Source organism: Streptomyces sp. NPDC097640, assembly GCF_040302705.1.
Taxonomy (GTDB): Bacteria; Actinomycetota; Actinomycetes; order Streptomycetales; family Streptomycetaceae; genus Streptomyces.
In genome coordinates, this window is sequence record NZ_JBEOSB010000001.1 from 103,691 (window position 1) to 118,838 (window position 15,148).

The following is a 15,148-nucleotide window of genomic DNA, read 5'->3' on the forward strand; positions in this document are numbered from 1 at the left end:
CGCCGCAGTTTCCCCAGTTTTCCTATCGATTTAGTAGGGAAATGTTGACGCCGGTCGCCAGGGCGGGTGAGCATGGTCTCCATGTCCGCCGGGCACCGCCCGCGGTGGGTTCTCATCCTCCTCGGCTCCGCAAGGAAGACCCCCCATGACCACCGCACTACCTGCCCAGAAGACCGGACACGACCACTGGCTGCGCATAGCCCGGGAGATCGCGGACGACCTGGCCACGGACGCGGTCGACCGTGAGCAGGCAGGGAAACCACCGCTCGACGAGGTTGCGCGGCTGCGCGAGGCAGGGCTGCTCACGGTGCCGGCACTGTCCGGACACGGCACGGGGGACGTGGGAGGCCCGGACTGGCGTACGGCCTACGCGGTCGTCCGGACGATCTCAGCGGCCGACGGGGCGATCGGCTATCTCCTCGGCTGCCACTACTTCCTCTCCTCCAGCGCCCGGTTCTTCGCCGGCCCCGCCCTCGCCACACGCGTCGAGCAGGAGTCCGCGGCGAGGCAGTGGTGCTGGGGAGGTGGTCTCGTCTCCTGCGGACCGTCTCCCCGGCTGACCTCCACCGCGCACGGCTATGTGCTGGACGGCCGGCAGAGTTGTGTCACCGGAGCCGGAATCGCCGATCGGCTGGTCGTCCGCGCCACTGGGGCCGGGATCGGCGATCCCCTGGCCGTCCTCGTCGATCCCGCCCACCCCGGCGTCGTGTACGTCGACGACGAGAACACCTTCGGCCAGCGCCTGGCGGCCGGCGGCAGCGTGGAGTTCGACTCCGTACCGGTCACGGAGGACGACGTGTTCGGCTCCCTCTCCGCGGACGAGGGCGCACTGACCCCCTTCGCCGGCTTGGCCGCACCGACCGCACGCCTGGTTTCCGTGCAGTTCTGTCTCGGCGTCGCCGAGGGGCTGCTTGCCGAAGTGCGCGAGTACAGCAGGGTGGCGCACTCTTCCTGGCAGCTCTCCGCGGAACAGCCCTGGCCGGGCGGTCCGTCGCGGGACCCGTACGTGCTGAGCGTGTACGGGGAACTGACCGTTGCCGCACGTTCCGCGTCCGCTCTCGCCGACCAGGCGGTCGAGGCCCTGGGGCGTGGCTTCGCACGGGGCGAAGACCTCGACGACGACGAGTGCGCGGAGATCGCCGTACTCGCGAGTGTGGCCGAGTCCGCCGCCTCCCGGGCCGTGCAGGAGATCACCGGACGGGCGCTGGACGTCATCGGCGCGCGTGCCGCCCTCCTGCGGCACGGATTCGACCGCTTCTGGCGCAACGCCAGGACACACACCCTGCGCGAGCCCGTCGCCGACAGACTCCGCGAGGTCGGGGACTACTTCCTCAATGGTGCGCACCCTCCGTTCACCATCCCCTCCTGACGGCGTGCGCAGCCGGTACCGGGGTGGGCGCGACAGTGGCGGATAATCTCGGCATGCAGATCTCGGCGAGAGCGGACTACGCGGTGCGTGCGGCGTTGGAGCTTGCAGCGGCAGGACACGACACCTCGCTCAAAGCCGAGGCGATCGCGGCGGCGCAGGGCATTCCGCACAAGTTCCTGGAAGGCATCCTGGGCGACCTGCGCCGGGGCGGGCTGGTGACCAGCCGGCGCGGTGGGAACGGCGGCTACCGGCTGGCCCGCCCGGCGGACGAAATCGCCATCGCCGATGTGATCCGGGTGGCCGACGGACCGCTGGTGTCGGTGCGGGGCGTGCGCCCACCCCAGCTTTCCTACACAGGTCCCGCGGAGTCGCTGCTCCCGCTGTGGGTCGCGGTACGCGCCAATATCCGCAAGATCCTGGGCGAGGTCACGCTGGCCGACGTGGCCACCGCCACGTTGCCCGATGAGGTCCTGGTCCTTGCCGAGGACCCCGAGGCCTGGACGAATCCCCGGCCGACGCCGCTGCCCACCGATCCCTGATCTCCCGCCGCGGTCGTACTGCCGCCCGCCGGTGGGATCCGGCGGGCGGCAGTGTGCGATCACCGGGGTCCGGTGTCCGGCGTCGCGGTCAGCGTGTCACTGGACGATCTTGAGCAGCTTGTTGGGGGAGCCCGAGCCGATGCCGGACAGGACGCCCGGGGTGGCGCCGTTCACCAGCGCGCTCCCGACCTCGGAGGGAGAGGCGGTGGTGTGGCCGGAGAGGTAGATCGCCGCGGCGCCGGACACATGCGGGGCGGCGAAGGAGGTGCCGGAGCCGGTGTAGGTGGCGGTGTCGGAGGTGTTCCAGCCGGCCGTGATGTTCGATCCCGGCGCGAACAGGTCCACCACCGACCCGTAGTTGGAGTAGCTTGCCTTCGCGTCCGTGCTGGTGGTGGCGCCGACGGTGAGGGCGGTCGGCACCCGGGCGGGGGAGTAGTTGGCGGCGTTGGCCCCCGAGTTGCCGGCGGCGATGGAGTAGGTCACACCGGAGGCGATCGAGTTGCTGACGGCGGTGTCCAGGGAGGTGCTTGCGCCGCCGCCCAGCGATACGTTGGCGACGGACGGGCCGGAGTGGTTGGCGGTGATCCAGTCCACGCCCGCGATGACGCCGGCCGTGGTGCCGGACCCGTCGTTGCCGAGGACGCGTACCGCCACGATCTTCGCGTTCTTGGCCACGCCGTAGGTGCTGCCGGCGACGGTCGTGGCGACGTGCGTGCCGTGGCCGTAGCCGTCCTGCGCGGTGGTGTCGTTGTCCACGAAGTCATAGCCGTAGGACGCCCGGCCGCTGATCTGGGAGTGGGTGATCCGCACCCCGGTGTCCAGGACGTAGACGGTCACACCGCTGCCGGCGCTGTCCGGGTAGGTGTACGTGCCGCTCAGCGGCAGGTTGGCCTGGTCGACGCGGTCCAGGCCCCAGGGGGCGTTGGTCTGCGTCGCGTCGGCGTGGACCTTCCGGTCCTGCTCGACGGAGGCCACGGCCGGGTCGGCGGCGAGCCGTCTGGCCTCGGTGGGGCTGAGCTTGGCGGCGTAGCCGTTCAGCGCGGTGGTGAAGGTCCGCTGCACCGCGCCGCCGTAGCCGGATATGACCTCCTTGCCGCGGGCGGAGGCGGCCTTGAGGCCGGCCGTCTTCTTCAAGGTGACGATGTAGCTGCCGGGGACCGCGTCGGCGGCCCCGGCGTGCAGGACCGTGCCTTCGGCCGGTGCGGCGTGGGCGGGGAGCGTGGTGCCTGCTCCGATGCACGCGGCGGCGGCCGCCGTGGCGATTGCCGCGGCGATCCGCCGCTTGGTGGTACGCATCACTGCCATCGCGAGGGATTCCTCCTCGATCGGTGGCGCGCTGTGGTGCGTGCGCGCTCTACGGGGTGTGCGGGCTCGCACAGTTCACCGGGAGCGCACGGTTACGCCCCTGGCCTGATGAGGATTTGCCGGGGCGCGAGCCACCGGCAAGACATGCCATATGCATGACATGAACTCGCCATGGAAGTCGGTGTGCCGTGGCGGGGGGCCACGCTCGCGTAACCCCGCGTACGCACAGGGAACACAATGAGGAAGGCACCTTTGGCGACTGCCGTTGTTGACGTGCACAGGGGGCGCGGATAGCGTCGCCGACATGCGGATCTCTTCGCGGTTCACCCGGCGGCGCCCCGTCGATCTGATGCGTGTCGCCACCGCGCTGTGTAGCTGACCGCCACTGCCACCGTCCCGCCCCGCCCGGCGTGCATACCCGCTCGGCGGACGTACAGGCAGCACAACGCAGCGCTCCCGTACGGCATGGGGTGTGAGGCGCCACCGCCAGGCGCCGCCCGGCCGCACATCGATCTGCGGCGCGTGACCGGCGCGCGCTGTCGCGCCTGACCCACCCCCCACCCCCGCCTTCGGCCGGGGCCCCTCCCACCGCGCTCGCCCGCCGCCGTGCCGCCCTCGGCTCTTCGCATGAGGGCCGGCGGACCCCGTACGGACCTCATGGAAGGCACCCACTCGTGTCCTCAACACCCTCTTCCCCACTGCATCTCGCCGTCGCCCTCGACGGCACCGGCTGGCACCCCGCCTCCTGGCGCGAGCCGGTGGCCCGCCCCCGGGACCTGTTCGCCGCCCGCTACTGGGCCGATCTGGTCGCCGAGGCCGAGCGCGGCCTGCTCGACTTCGTGACCTTCGAGGACGGGCTCGGCCTCCAGTCCTCCCACCTCCTCGAGCCGGACGGTCGCACCGACCAGGTCCGTGGCCGCCTGGACGCCGTCCTTCTCGCGGCCCGCATCGCCCCGCTGACGCGGCACATAGGCCTGGTCCCGACCACGGTGGTCACCCACACCGAGCCCTTCCACATCTCCAAGGCCATCGCCACCCTCGACTACGTCAGCACCGGCCGGGCGGGCCTGCGGGCACAGATCACCGCGCGCCCGAACGAGGCCGCCCACTTCGGCCGCCGCACGATCCCCCACATCGACGCCTACGAGAGCCCGGCCGCGCAGGAGGTGGTGGCCGACCTCTTCGACGAGGCCGCCGACTACGTGGAGGTCGTGCGCAGGCTCTGGGACAGCTGGGAGGACGACGCGGAGATCCGGGACGCCGCGACCGGCCGTTTCATCGACCGCGACAAGCTGCACTACATCGACTTCGAGGGCAGGCACTTCAGCGTGAAGGGCCCGTCCATCACCCCACGCCCGCCGCAGGGCCAGCCCGTCGTCAGCGCCCTCGCCCACCGGACCGTCCCGTACCGGCTGGTGGCCCGCCAGGCCGACATCGGCTACGTCACCCCGCGCCACGCCGATCACGCCCGCGCGATCGTCGCGGAGATCCGCGCCGAGCAGGAAGCGGCGGGCCGCGCCGACCAGCCCCTGCACATCTTCGGTGACCTGGTGGTCTTCCTCGACGACGACCCGGCCGCCGCGACGGCCCGGCGCGCACGCCTCGACGCCCTCGCCGGAACCCCGTACACCAGCGACGCCCGCATCTTCACCGGCACCCCGGCCCGACTCGCCGACCTGCTGGAGGAGTGGCGGTCGGCCGGACTGAGCGGGTTCCGGCTGCGTCCCGCCGTCCTCGGCCACGACCTTGCGGCGATCTCCCGTGGCCTGGTCCCCGAACTCCAGCGCCGGGGCGCCTTCCGCCGCGCCTACGAGGCCGACACCCTGCGCGGACTGCTGGGCCTGGCCCGCCCCGCCAACCGCTACGCCGCCGCCTGAGCACGAAGGAGAGACGTACGACCATGAGCAAGCCGCTGAAGCAGATCCACCTGGCAGCCCACTTCCCCGGCGTCAACAACACCACCGTGTGGAGCGACCCCGAGGCCGGCAGCCACATCGAGTTCAGCTCCTTCGTCCATTTCGCCCGCACCGCCGAACGTGCCAAGTTCGACTTCCTGTTCCTCGCCGAGGGACTGCGGCTGCGCGAACAGGACGGTGAGATCTACGACCTGGATGTCGTCGGCCGCCCCGACACCTTCACCGTCCTCGCCGCGCTCGCCGCCGTCACCGAGCATCTCGGCCTGACCGGCACCATCAACTCCACCTTCAACGAGCCCTACGAGGTCGCCCGCCAGTTCGCGAGCCTCGACCACCTCTCGGGCGGCCGCTCCGCCTGGAACGTGGTCACCTCCTGGGACGCGTTCACCGGCGAGAACTTCCGCCGTGGCGGCTTCCTCCCGCAGGACGAGCGCTACTCGCGCGCGAAGGAGTTCCTGGCCACCGCGGGCGAGCTCTTCGACTCCTGGCACGGCGACGAGATCCTCGCCGACCAGGCCACCGGCACCTTCCTGCGGGATGCGAAGGCCGGGGCCTTCGTCCACACCGGCCGCCACTTCGACATCCGCGGCAGGTTCGACGTCCCGCGCTCCCCGCAGGGCCGCCCGGTCATCTTCCAGGCGGGCGACTCCGACGAGGGCCGCGAGTTCGCCGCTTCGAGCGCCGACGCGATCTTCAGCCGGCACGCCACCCTGAAGGAGGGCCAGGCCTTCTACACGGACGTCAAGAGCCGGCTGGCCACCTACGGCCGCCGCCCCGACCAGCTGCTGATCCTGCCCGCCGCGACCTTCGTCCTCGGCGACACCGACGCCGAGGCCGAGGAACTGGCCAAGGAGGTGCGCCGCCAACAGGTCAGCGGGGCCACGGCCATCAAGCACCTGGAATTCGTCTGGAACCGGGACCTGTCCTCGTACGACCCCGACGGCCCGCTCCCCGACATCGACCCGGAACCCGGCGAGCACCACATCGCCCGCGGCCGGGCGCAGGTGCGCATGTACCGCGATCCGGTGGCCATCGCCCGCGCATGGCGGGAGCTCGCCACCGCCAACAACTGGTCCATCCGCGATCTCGTCATCGAGACCGGCAACCGGCAGAACTTCGTCGGCTCCCCGGCCACCGTCGCGAAGACCATCGACGACTACGTCCAGGCGGACGCCGCCGACGGCTTCATCCTCGTCCCGCACATCACCCCCGGCGGCCTCGACGTCTTCGCCGACGACGTCGTCCCGCTGCTCCAGGAAAGGGGCGTCTTCCGCACCGAGTACGAGGGCCCGACCCTGCGTGACCACCTGGGCCTCGCCCACCCGGACGACGTACGCAGCGAGCGGGCGGCGTCGTGAAGCCAAGAGGCCCCTTCGCCCGGGGTCACCCCTCGTAGCGGGTCGCCAGGGTCCGTACCGTCTCGGCGATGCGGTCGCGGAGTTCCGCCGGTGCGACGACCTCGACGTCGGTGCCCAGCCGCAGGAACTCTCCATGGGCGTGGTCGATCGATTCGATGGGCACCCGGGTCTCCGTCCATCCGTCACCCGCGGGTGTCACGCCGAGGCGGCGGGCTCCCTCCGGTGTGAGCCGTACCAGAGCCTCCCCGGTGTGCAGCCGGGCCCGGAAATCGGCCAGGTAGGTCTTCCAGTGTGCGGACAGGTCGAACCCGTCCGGGATGAGGAACTCCTCGTCCAGTGAATGGAGTTCGACGATCTGGTCGACCCGGTAGGTGCGGATTCCGGACGGCCCGCCGGCGACCACGTACCAGCGGCCGGCCTTGAGCACGAGCCCGTACGGCTCCACCCGGCGCTCGATCTCCTCCGGCGCGCGCCAGCGCCGGTACCGCAGGAGCACCGCCCGCCGCGCCCACACCGCGGCGGCGACCGCGGCCAGGTGAGGCGTACGGTCGGCGTCGCCGTACCAGCCGGGGGCGTCGAGCAGGAAGTGTTCCTGGATCCGCCCGGCGTGCTCGCGCAGCTCCGCCGGAAGGGCGGCCCGCAGTTTGAGCTGGGCGGTGGCGAGTGCCTCGCCGAGGCCGAGGTCGGCGGCGGTGCCGGGGAGCGCGGCGAGGAACGCGGCCTGCGCCTCGTCCGCGGTCAGTCCGGTGAGGCGGGTCCGGTAGCCGTCGACCAGCCGGTAGCCGCCCGCGTGTCCGGCGGCGCCGTACAGCGGGATACCGGCGGCGCCGAGCGCCTCGACGTCCCGGTAGACCGTACGGACGGAGACCTCCAGCTCCTCGGCCAGCTGCTGGGCCGTCATCCGGCCCCGGTTCTGGAGCAGCAGAAGCAGGGTGACCAGCCGGCTCGCGCGCATGCCGCCCAGTATCCCCTGACAGTGGATGTCAGGGGAGTGTCCCTAGCCTGCGGCGCATGGACGACTTCGACTTCCTGCACGGCTCCTGGGACGTGGCCAACCGCCGTCTCACCGCACCGCTCGGCCCGGGCCCCGCCACCTGGGTGGAGTTCCCCGGTCACGCGGTGGTCCGGCCGCTGTTCGGGGGTGCCGGCAACATCGACGAGATCACCTTTCCCACCCTCGGCCGCCAGGGCGTGACCCTACGACTGTTCGACCGCGAGACGGAGCGCTGGTCGATCCACTGGTCCGACAGCCGGACGGGGCGACTGGATCCCCCCGTGACCGGCGGCTTCACGGGCGACCGCGGTGACTTCCACGGCGAGGACACCTACGACGGCCGCCCGATCCGGGTGCACTTCGCCTGGTACCGCCTCGGCCCGGACGCCGCCCGCTGGGAGCAGGAGTTCTCCGCCGACGAGGGCCGCACCTGGGAGCTCAACTGGACCATGGACTTCACCCGCACCGGGCGGGCCGGCGCATGAGCATCGTCGAACTCCGGCAGTACACCCTGCATCCCGGCGCCCGGGAGACGCTGATCGAGCTGTTCGAGCGCGAGTTCGTCGTCGGCCAGCACGCGGTCGGCATCACTCTCGGCGGCCGATTCCGCGACCTCGACGACCCGGACTGCTTCGTCTGGCTGCGCGCGTTCCCCGACATGGTGCACCGTCGGCGCGCGCTGGAGGCGTTCTACACCGGCCCGGTCTGGCGGAAGTTCCGCGACGAGGCCAACGCCACCATGGTCGACAGCGACGACGTCCTGCTGTTGCGTGGCCCGTGCTTCGCCCCGGAGCCGGGCACCCGCGAGGTGGTCGCGACGATCTGCCGGCCGTCCGACGCGGCTGCCTTCGACGCCTATGCCGCCCGGCACCTGGGCTCGGGCCATGCGCTGCACCGCACCGAGCACGCCGAGAACGACTATCCCCTTCTGCCCGTCCGCACCGGGGACGACGTCCGGGTCTGGTTCGGCCCGGCCGAGCCGCCACCGTGGCCCACCCGGCGGCTGCGGCTGGAACCCGTGACGGCGTCGGCGAGGTCGGCAAGCCCGCGTGCGTCGTCGTGACGCACCGGTCTGCCGGACCCCGTCAGGCGGCGGAGCAGAGCGCCGCGGGGTCGGCCGGGGCCGAGACGCGGGCCACGGTGGCGTGCACGGGACGGGCGGTGTGGACGGTGGCCGCGGCCTGCGAGTGGTTCCGCGCGAAGACGACGAGGCGCAGCACCGCGAACCGCGCGACACCGGCGAGTGCGGAGGCGGACAGGTAGACCACCTGCTCGAGCACCGCGCCAGGCGCCGCCACCAGCTGTTGCAGACCAAGCATCGCCACGCAGGTCACCGCGTACGCGGCGGCCGCGGACCCGGTCGACTGCGCATGCTGGCGCCAGGTCGCGCGCCCGCCCGCGCCGAAGGTGAAGCGGGCATGCAGCTCGGTGGCGAGGAGCGTGGAGACCGCGGTGATGAGGGCGTTGGCCAGGGCCCAGGGAACCCAGGAGGCGAGGGCCGCCACGGCGAAGCTGGAGGCGATCCCCACCCCACCGCCACAGAGCGCGAAGCGGGCGAAGGCGGTGAAGGCGCCGGGCGCCGCCTGCTCCTGTCTCTGCGCTGTGTCCATGATCCGACCCCTTTGATGGCTCACTCCGCGAAACGCGCACCCCTCGGCCTGTGGGACCGAGGGGTGCGCTGTCGTGATGCCATCATGGCACATGAATGGCGCCATAGTGCGCCGTATTTGGTGCTATCCGTGGCGCCGGTGGTGTCACGGGGTGGATGAAGTCGTGAAGGTGCAGGTCAGCGACGAACGTGCGGCACCGGCGTTCGGCCGGAACCATGAGCGCTTCCTCGCCAAGTGGCCGATTTCCCCTGGCAGCCGGATCTTCGTGCGGGCCGTAGAGTTGTGACCTTCGCCGCCCCACCCGCATCGCACTGACACCGCCGTCTCCTGCATCGGCCCGCCCGTTGCCGGAGGCGATCTTCTGTCCTGCTCTTCCCTCCTCTGAGGAGCCTGTGATGACGATGACGAGCCCCACCGACCAAGAGGCCGCGATCGCTCTGCTGCGCGAGCGGATCCGGGACGTACCTGGCCATCCGAACCCGGACGTGGTGTTCAAGGACATCACTCCCCTCCTGGCCGACCCCGTCGCCTTCGGGTATCTCGTCGAGTTACTCGCGGACGTGTGCGTCCGGCTCGGGGCGACCAAGATCGTCGGCGTGGAGGCGAGGGGCTTCATCCTCGGCGCGCCCGTCGCCGTGCGGACACGCGTCGGCTTCGTGCCCGCACGCAAGGCCGGCAAGCTTCCGGGGCCGGTTCTGTCGCGTCCCTACGACCTCGCGTACGGGAGCGGGGTCATCGAACTCAAGGACGACGCTCTCGCGGCGCACGACCGGGTCCTGGTCATCGACGACGTCCTGGCCTCGGGCGGGACCGCGGAGGCCGTCATGCATCTGATCCGAGCCACCGGAGCGACGGTGGCCGGACTGGCCGTGCTGCTGGAACTGGGCTTCCTCGACGGACGGGCACGGCTCGAGCCGACGCTCGCCGGGGCCGCGCTGCACGCCCTCATGTCCGTATAACGCACGCGCGTGGACGCCGTAGGGATCGCTGGGGCGGGGATCCCTACGGCGTCCACGCGTCGCAGGCCCGCCGGGCGGGCCTGCGACGGGGTCACTTCGCCAGGAAGGTGAGCAGCGCGGTGTTGACCTCTTCCGCGTGGGTCCACAGCAGGCCGTGCGGAGCGCCCTCGATCTCCACGTAGTCGGCGGACGGGAGCGCCTTGTGGAACGGCCGCGCGGTCCCCTCGACGGGCAGGATCCGGTCGCCCGTACCGTGCAGGATCAGGGTCGGCACGTCGATGGCCGGGATGTCGGCCCGGAAGTCGGTGTACCAGGTCGACGGTGCGGCGGCCGCGGCGAAGAAGCCGCCACTCGCCGCGACGTTCCAGCTGTTGCGTACGGCTTCCTCGCTGATCCTGGTGCCGAGGTTCTCGTCGAGGTTGTAGAAGTCCTTGTAGAAGGCCGTGTAGTACGCGTAGCGGTCCGCCTTGACGGCCGCGACGACGCCGTCGAAGAACTCCTTCGGGGCGACCCCGTCGGGGTTGTCGTCGGTCTTGAGCAGGCAGGGCTCCAGTGAGGCCAGGAAAGCGACCTTGGAGACCCGCGCGGAGCCGTAGGCGGACACGTACCGGGCGACCTCACCGGTGCCCATGGAGAAGCCGACCAGGACGGCGTCCCGCAGGTCGAGGGTCTCCAGCACGGTGTTCAGGTCGGCCGCGAAGGTGTCGTAGTCGTACCCGGTCGTCGGCTGGCTGGACTGTCCGAAGCCGCGGCGGTCGTAGGTGATCACGCGGTAGCCCGCGTCCAGCAGCACGGCGCTCTGCCGCTCCCAGGAGTGGCCGTCGAGCGGGAAGCCGTGGATGAGGACGACCGGCTGCCCGGTGCCGTGGTCCTCGTAGTAGAGGTCGATGGTGGTGGAGTTTTCCTGACCCACGGTGATGTACGGCAAGCTCTCGTTCCTTCGTGCGGAGTGACTGGTGCCCGCGGTGCCGACGTCGGGGTGTTCGCGGCACCGGGAGTCATCACGCTAGGGCGAATGTCTCGCCGCCTGTTGTCCTCGAGCGCATCGCTTGTTGCCTGGGAGTGTCAGGAAGAGGGAAGGGGTCCCTCACCGGCACCCCTCGGTGGCGCGGTCGGACAACAAATGGTGCATCGACAGACAAGGCGGCTCCACCGGCCGCCCGTAGTGTGGTGGTTCATGCCTGCGGCAGGTGGTCCGGTCCGGACACCGCCCGTGCCGGTCCGGCCCTACGAAGAGCCTTGGGCTCCGCCCCGGCCTCCCCGCCCGCATCGGCCGCTCGCGAATACATCACCAGGGAGTTGTGCCTTGTCTCGTTCCGGCAGCCCGACCGTCGTATTGATCCACGGCGCCTTCGCCGACGCGTCCAGCTTCGGCCGTGTCATCCCCGAACTGCTCGCCCGTGGCCTGGACGTGGTGGCGCCGGCGGTCCCCAACCGCAGTCTGCTCGGCGACTCCGCCTACATCGCCTCGATCGTCCGTGAGATTCCCGGGCCGGTCGTCCTGGTCGGACACTCCTACGGCGGTGCCGTCATCACCGTCGCCGGTGCGGAGGACAACGTCAAAGCGCTGGTCTACGTGGCCGGTTACGCCCTGGAGGAGGGCGAGAGCCTGGGCGAGTTGCAGGGTCGCTTCCCGGATTCCGGCCTCGCCACCGCGCTCGTCTACTCGCCCTTCCCGATCGAGGGCTCCACCACTCCCGGCACCGATGTGTCCGTCGAGATCGACAAGTTTCCGTCCATCTTCGCCGCCGACGTCGACCCGCGCATCGCGGCCGTCCTCGCCGTCTCCCAGCGTCCGCTGGCCGCGCAGGCCTTCGCCGAGAAGGCGCCGGTGGCGGCGTGGAAGACCAAGCCCTCCTGGGGCCTGGTGGCCACGGCCGACCACACCATCAACCCCGACGTGCAGCGTTACGGCTACCAGCGGGCCGACATGGCCACCGTCGAGGTCGACTCCTCGCACCTGGCGATGCTCGCCCACCCGGAGCGCGTCATCCAGCTGATCGAGGATGCCATCCGGGCCACCGCCCTCTGAGCGCACCGCCCACTGAGCGCACCGCCCCCGACCAGCGCTCGTTCTCCGGCGGCGCCGGTGAGGGCAGCTCTCGCGTGCGGAGCGGGTGCCCGGCGGTGGGGGAGATGTGACCCGGTATGCTGCCAGTGATCCCGCCCGGGCATTCCGTCGCTCTCCCGGACACGCACCGACACAGGACCCCACTTGGACCGTTCTCAGCAGCCATTGCCGACGGACGGAGCCGGTGGCGTACAGCCGCCGGGATCCGCCGCCCGGCGTGGGCGGCTGACCCGTAGCGGTCTGCGCGGCCGAGAGGCCGAGCTCGAAGCGCTTCAGGCGCTGATCGCCTCGGTGGCCCGCACCGGAAGCGGCGGGTTGGCCCTGATCCAGGGGGAACCGGGCATCGGCAAGACCACACTGCTGGCCGAGGCCGTCTCCCGGGCCAGGGCGGCGGGATTCTCGGTCGGCGTCGGCAAGGCCGATGAGCTCCATCACATCGTGCCGCTCTCGTCGTTGGCTGCCAGTGTCCTGCACGGCGATCAGCCACTGCTGTCCGGCGATGCCTTTGCCGATCTCGCCCGCAACCATGATCAGCGCATCTGGCTGGTGGAGCGCCTGGCGGAGGCGATCGAAGCCAGAGCGGGCAGCATGCCGGTGCTGATCGGCCTGGACGATGTGCAGTGGGCCGATCCGCTGAGCCGGTTTGCCCTGAAGCAGCTTCCGACACGCCTGCGGACCTCGCCGGTCCTGTGGTTGCTGACGGCGCGACGGGACCCCGCGGGCCCGGCGGAAGAGGTCGTCGCCGCCGCGGCCGGCAACCTCCCGACGGTCACTGTGCCCGTGGGGCCACTGTCCGGCGCGGCCATCGATCAACTGGTCGGCGACACCCTCGGGGCAGCGGCTGACGAGCAGGTGCGGGACTTGCTCGAGGGGGCCGGCGGGAACCCGTTTCTGGCGGTCGAGATGCTCGCGGGCCTGCGGACCGCCGAGGCCTCGGACGAACTTGTGACCCCCGGGGTCGTGCCCCCCGGGCTCGTGGTGGGTGTGCGTGGCAGACTCAGGTCCCTGGACCCCGACACCCTGCGTTTTCTCCAGATGGGGGCGGTGCTGGGACGCAGTTTCGGTTTCCATGACGCCGCCGCGCTCTGCGGCCGGCCGGCCGCCACACTGATCCCGGCGCTCGAGGAAGCCGTGCGCGCCGGACTCCTGGACGACGACGGCGACCATCTGGTGTTCCGGCATGATCTGCTGCGCCAGGCGGTCTACGTCGACATCCCGCCGTCGGCCCGGAAGGCCCTTCACCGGGAGGCTGCCCGCCACCTTGTCTCCGTGGGACACCAGCCGATCGACGCGGTGCCGCACATCCTCAGGGGCGCCCTGCCCGGAGACGAGGAATGCGTAGCGCTGCTACAGCGAGCGGCCGACGACATACTGTCGGTCACGCCGGGCCTCGCGGCCGACCTGATGACACGCGCCCTGGAGCTCGTGCCCCCGGCACTGCCGCTGAGGTTCACCGTGGGGGAGCGGACGATCCTCTCCCTGACACGGGCCGGCAGGAACCGCGAGGCGCTGTCGACAGGCGACCGGCTCCTGGCCGGCCGGCCACCGCTGGAGGCGTTCAGCCGGATTCAGGCTGCCCTCGGTGGGGCGCTGTGGAACATGGATCTCGCCGGCGACCTGCGCCGCCGGACCGAAACCGCCCTGGCCATGGGGGGCGCCGCCCCGGAGATCGGGGCGAGGCTGGCCGCCCTGCACACGCTGGCCCTGTCCCGGGACCATGATCTCGTAGCGGCGCGTGAGGCCGGCGAGACCGCGCTGCGTGCCGCCACCGAGGTCGGTGATCGGGAGGCACACATCCTGGCCCTGTCCGGGCTCGGCGAGATCGCGCAGAACGCGGGTGAGAACGCGGGCGCGCTGGAGCGCTTTGCCGCGCTGAGCGCCATCGATTCCGCCTTCCTTCCCGAAGAGATCGTCGCGCGCCTGCACATGGACGACTTCGAGTCCGGCGAACGGCTGCTCTCGCAAGCGGCGGAGCAGGCCGGGTGGATGCGTCAGGCGATGATGCTGTGGGCGCAGGGCCAGTACGATCTGGGGCTCGGCCGGCTCGACGACGCCGATGCCGGCTTCATGACCATGGAGCGCCTGGAGGACGAGGTGCAGACACCCGTCCAGCAGGTGAACGGCCGCGTGATCCGCTCCCGGATCGCCCTGCTGCGCGGCGACCGGGAGGCGGCGCGGGAGCACCTGGTCGCGGCGCGGGAAAGACTGGCGGCCAAACCGAACCCGGGCAACACGGCCGCGGTGCGTTTCCTGGAGGCGGTCCACGCCGAGGCCGACGGGGACATCGGGCGTGCCGTCGACAGGATTCGGCAGGTGCAGCGGGAAGGCCGCTTCATGCGGTGGCGGCTCTTGCGCGACTGGGTCGATTCCGCGATACGCATAGCCCTGCGCGGCGCGGAACACGAGCTGGCCGAGGACCTCGCCGCACAGGCCGAAGCCCACGCCGAACGCAACGCCGCCGTGCCGACCGCCACGGGCATCGCGGCGCAGGCCCTCGGGCTCGTGAAAAACGATCTCGCCATGCTCGAACACTCCGCGGAGCTGCTGAAGGCAGGCCCTCGCCCGCTGGTGCGGGCCGCCACACACGCCGATCTCGGACAGGCGCTCCTGGCGGCAGGCCGGAAACGTCAGGCTGCGGCCGCGCTGACGCAAGCCCGTGACACGTTCGCCGAGTCGGGCGCCCACGCGGAGGCGGCACGCGTACAGCGTGCTCTGGAGGGTGCGGGAGCGGGCAGCCGCAGGGCGGTGACCAAGCAGCGCCCCGTCCAGGGATGGGAGGCGCTCACGGCCTCGGAGAAGAAGGTCGCACGCCTTGTTGCCGAGGGTCACACCAACAGGTCGGCCGCCGACCTGCTCGTCGTCTCCCCGCACACGGTCAACACCCACCTGACGTCCGTCTTCCAGAAGCTGTCGATCAACTCCCGGGTTCAGCTCGCCAACGTGGTCATGGCCTTGCCCGACAGCTGAGCGGACCAGTTGGTACGTTCACGCGATGCGCTGCCACACCTGAGCGCGCTTGGCTGGCGC

General features: G+C 71.2%; 14 protein-coding genes. 10 read left to right on the forward strand and 4 right to left on the reverse strand.

What is annotated here, in order from left to right:
* Positions 1 to 145 precede the first annotated feature (145 nt).
* Together ABTY62_RS00180 and ABTY62_RS00185 are read left to right on the forward strand one after the other, a co-directional pair.
* A complete protein-coding gene (locus ABTY62_RS00180; protein WP_352127035.1) occupies positions 146 to 1,369 on the forward strand; it encodes an acyl-CoA dehydrogenase family protein in 1,224 nt (407 codons plus the stop codon).
* 53 nt (positions 1,370 to 1,422) lie between these two features.
* The gene (locus ABTY62_RS00185) at positions 1,423 to 1,908 is read left to right on the forward strand and encodes an RrF2 family transcriptional regulator (protein ID WP_352127036.1); all 486 of its coding nucleotides are present in this window, start codon (positions 1,423 to 1,425) and stop codon (positions 1,906 to 1,908) included.
* 96 nt (positions 1,909 to 2,004) lie between these two features.
* On the opposite strand, the gene ABTY62_RS00190 is transcribed toward ABTY62_RS00185, so the two are convergent.
* Complete coding sequence (locus tag ABTY62_RS00190) at positions 2,005 to 3,213, reverse strand: S8 family peptidase (protein WP_352127037.1); 1,209 nt, start codon at positions 3,211 to 3,213, stop codon at positions 2,005 to 2,007.
* Between the two features lie 674 nt (positions 3,214 to 3,887).
* Here ABTY62_RS00190 and ABTY62_RS00195 point away from each other — a divergent pair.
* Positions 3,888 to 5,090, forward strand: a complete 1,203-nt coding sequence (locus tag ABTY62_RS00195; RefSeq protein ID WP_352127038.1) for an LLM class flavin-dependent oxidoreductase — start codon at positions 3,888 to 3,890, stop codon at positions 5,088 to 5,090.
* A 23-nt stretch (positions 5,091 to 5,113) separates the two neighbouring features.
* A complete protein-coding gene (locus tag ABTY62_RS00200; protein WP_352127039.1) occupies positions 5,114 to 6,487 on the forward strand; it encodes an NtaA/DmoA family FMN-dependent monooxygenase in 1,374 nt (457 codons plus the stop codon).
* Positions 6,488 to 6,512: 25 nt separating this feature from the next.
* On the opposite strand, the gene ABTY62_RS00205 is transcribed toward ABTY62_RS00200, so the two are convergent.
* A complete protein-coding gene (locus tag ABTY62_RS00205; RefSeq protein ID WP_352127040.1) occupies positions 6,513 to 7,442 on the reverse strand; it encodes a helix-turn-helix transcriptional regulator in 930 nt (309 codons plus the stop codon).
* Positions 7,443 to 7,498: 56 nt separating this feature from the next.
* Between ABTY62_RS00205 and ABTY62_RS00210 the strand changes: the two genes are divergently transcribed.
* Together ABTY62_RS00210 and ABTY62_RS00215 are read left to right on the forward strand one after the other, a co-directional pair.
* Complete coding sequence (locus ABTY62_RS00210) at positions 7,499 to 7,966, forward strand: hypothetical protein (protein WP_352127041.1); 468 nt, start codon at positions 7,499 to 7,501, stop codon at positions 7,964 to 7,966.
* Positions 7,963 to 8,544 (forward strand): NIPSNAP family protein, encoded by a 582-nt coding sequence (locus ABTY62_RS00215; RefSeq protein ID WP_352127042.1) that lies wholly within the window; start codon positions 7,963 to 7,965, stop codon positions 8,542 to 8,544. The genes ABTY62_RS00210 and ABTY62_RS00215 overlap by 4 nt, the downstream gene beginning before the upstream one ends.
* Positions 8,545 to 8,566: 22 nt before the next feature.
* Here ABTY62_RS00215 and ABTY62_RS00220 read toward each other — a convergent pair whose 3' ends face one another.
* Positions 8,567 to 9,091, reverse strand: coding sequence for a GtrA domain-containing protein (locus ABTY62_RS00220; protein WP_352127043.1), 525 nt, complete (start codon positions 9,089 to 9,091; stop codon positions 8,567 to 8,569).
* A gap of 151 nt (positions 9,092 to 9,242) precedes the next feature.
* Here ABTY62_RS00220 and ABTY62_RS00225 point away from each other — a divergent pair, with 151 nt between their 5' ends.
* Entirely contained in the window at positions 9,243 to 9,377 is a 135-nt protein-coding gene (locus ABTY62_RS00225) for a hypothetical protein (protein WP_352127044.1), read from the forward strand.
* 115 nt (positions 9,378 to 9,492) lie between these two features.
* Entirely contained in the window at positions 9,493 to 10,050 is a 558-nt protein-coding gene (locus ABTY62_RS00230) for an adenine phosphoribosyltransferase (protein ID WP_352127448.1), read from the forward strand.
* 91 nt (positions 10,051 to 10,141) lie between these two features.
* On the opposite strand, the gene ABTY62_RS00235 is transcribed toward ABTY62_RS00230, so the two are convergent.
* On the reverse strand, positions 10,142 to 10,978 hold the full coding sequence (locus ABTY62_RS00235; protein WP_311721739.1) for an alpha/beta fold hydrolase: 837 nt from the start codon (positions 10,976 to 10,978) through the stop codon (positions 10,142 to 10,144).
* A 378-nt stretch (positions 10,979 to 11,356) separates the two neighbouring features.
* Between ABTY62_RS00235 and ABTY62_RS00240 the strand changes: the two genes are divergently transcribed.
* Together ABTY62_RS00240 and ABTY62_RS00245 are read left to right on the forward strand one after the other, a co-directional pair.
* Positions 11,357 to 12,082 carry an alpha/beta fold hydrolase gene (locus ABTY62_RS00240; protein ID WP_352127045.1) on the forward strand — a complete coding sequence of 242 codons (726 nt, stop codon included), beginning with the start codon at positions 11,357 to 11,359 and terminating at the stop codon, positions 12,080 to 12,082.
* A 183-nt stretch (positions 12,083 to 12,265) separates the two neighbouring features.
* The gene (locus ABTY62_RS00245) at positions 12,266 to 15,088 is read left to right on the forward strand and encodes a helix-turn-helix transcriptional regulator (RefSeq protein ID WP_352127046.1); all 2,823 of its coding nucleotides are present in this window, start codon (positions 12,266 to 12,268) and stop codon (positions 15,086 to 15,088) included.
* Positions 15,089 to 15,148 lie beyond the last annotated feature (60 nt).

Bases quoted from the DNA above. Each gene is read 5' to 3' on its own strand.
- ABTY62_RS00180 (WP_352127035.1), top strand. From the start codon at position 146: ATGACCACCGCACTACCTGCCCAGAAGACCGGACACGACCACTGGCTG.
- ABTY62_RS00185 (WP_352127036.1), top strand. From the start codon at position 1,423: ATGCAGATCTCGGCGAGAGCGGACTACGCGGTGCGTGCGGCGTTGGAG.
- ABTY62_RS00190 (WP_352127037.1), bottom strand. From the start codon at position 3,213: ATGGCAGTGATGCGTACCACCAAGCGGCGGATCGCCGCGGCAATCGCC.
- ABTY62_RS00200 (WP_352127039.1), top strand. From the start codon at position 5,114: ATGAGCAAGCCGCTGAAGCAGATCCACCTGGCAGCCCACTTCCCCGGC.
- ABTY62_RS00205 (WP_352127040.1), bottom strand. From the start codon at position 7,442: ATGCGCGCGAGCCGGCTGGTCACCCTGCTTCTGCTGCTCCAGAACCGG.
- ABTY62_RS00210 (WP_352127041.1), top strand. From the start codon at position 7,499: ATGGACGACTTCGACTTCCTGCACGGCTCCTGGGACGTGGCCAACCGC.
- ABTY62_RS00215 (WP_352127042.1), top strand. From the start codon at position 7,963: ATGAGCATCGTCGAACTCCGGCAGTACACCCTGCATCCCGGCGCCCGG.
- ABTY62_RS00220 (WP_352127043.1), bottom strand. From the start codon at position 9,091: ATGGACACAGCGCAGAGACAGGAGCAGGCGGCGCCCGGCGCCTTCACC.
- ABTY62_RS00230 (WP_352127448.1), top strand. From the start codon at position 9,493: ATGACGAGCCCCACCGACCAAGAGGCCGCGATCGCTCTGCTGCGCGAG.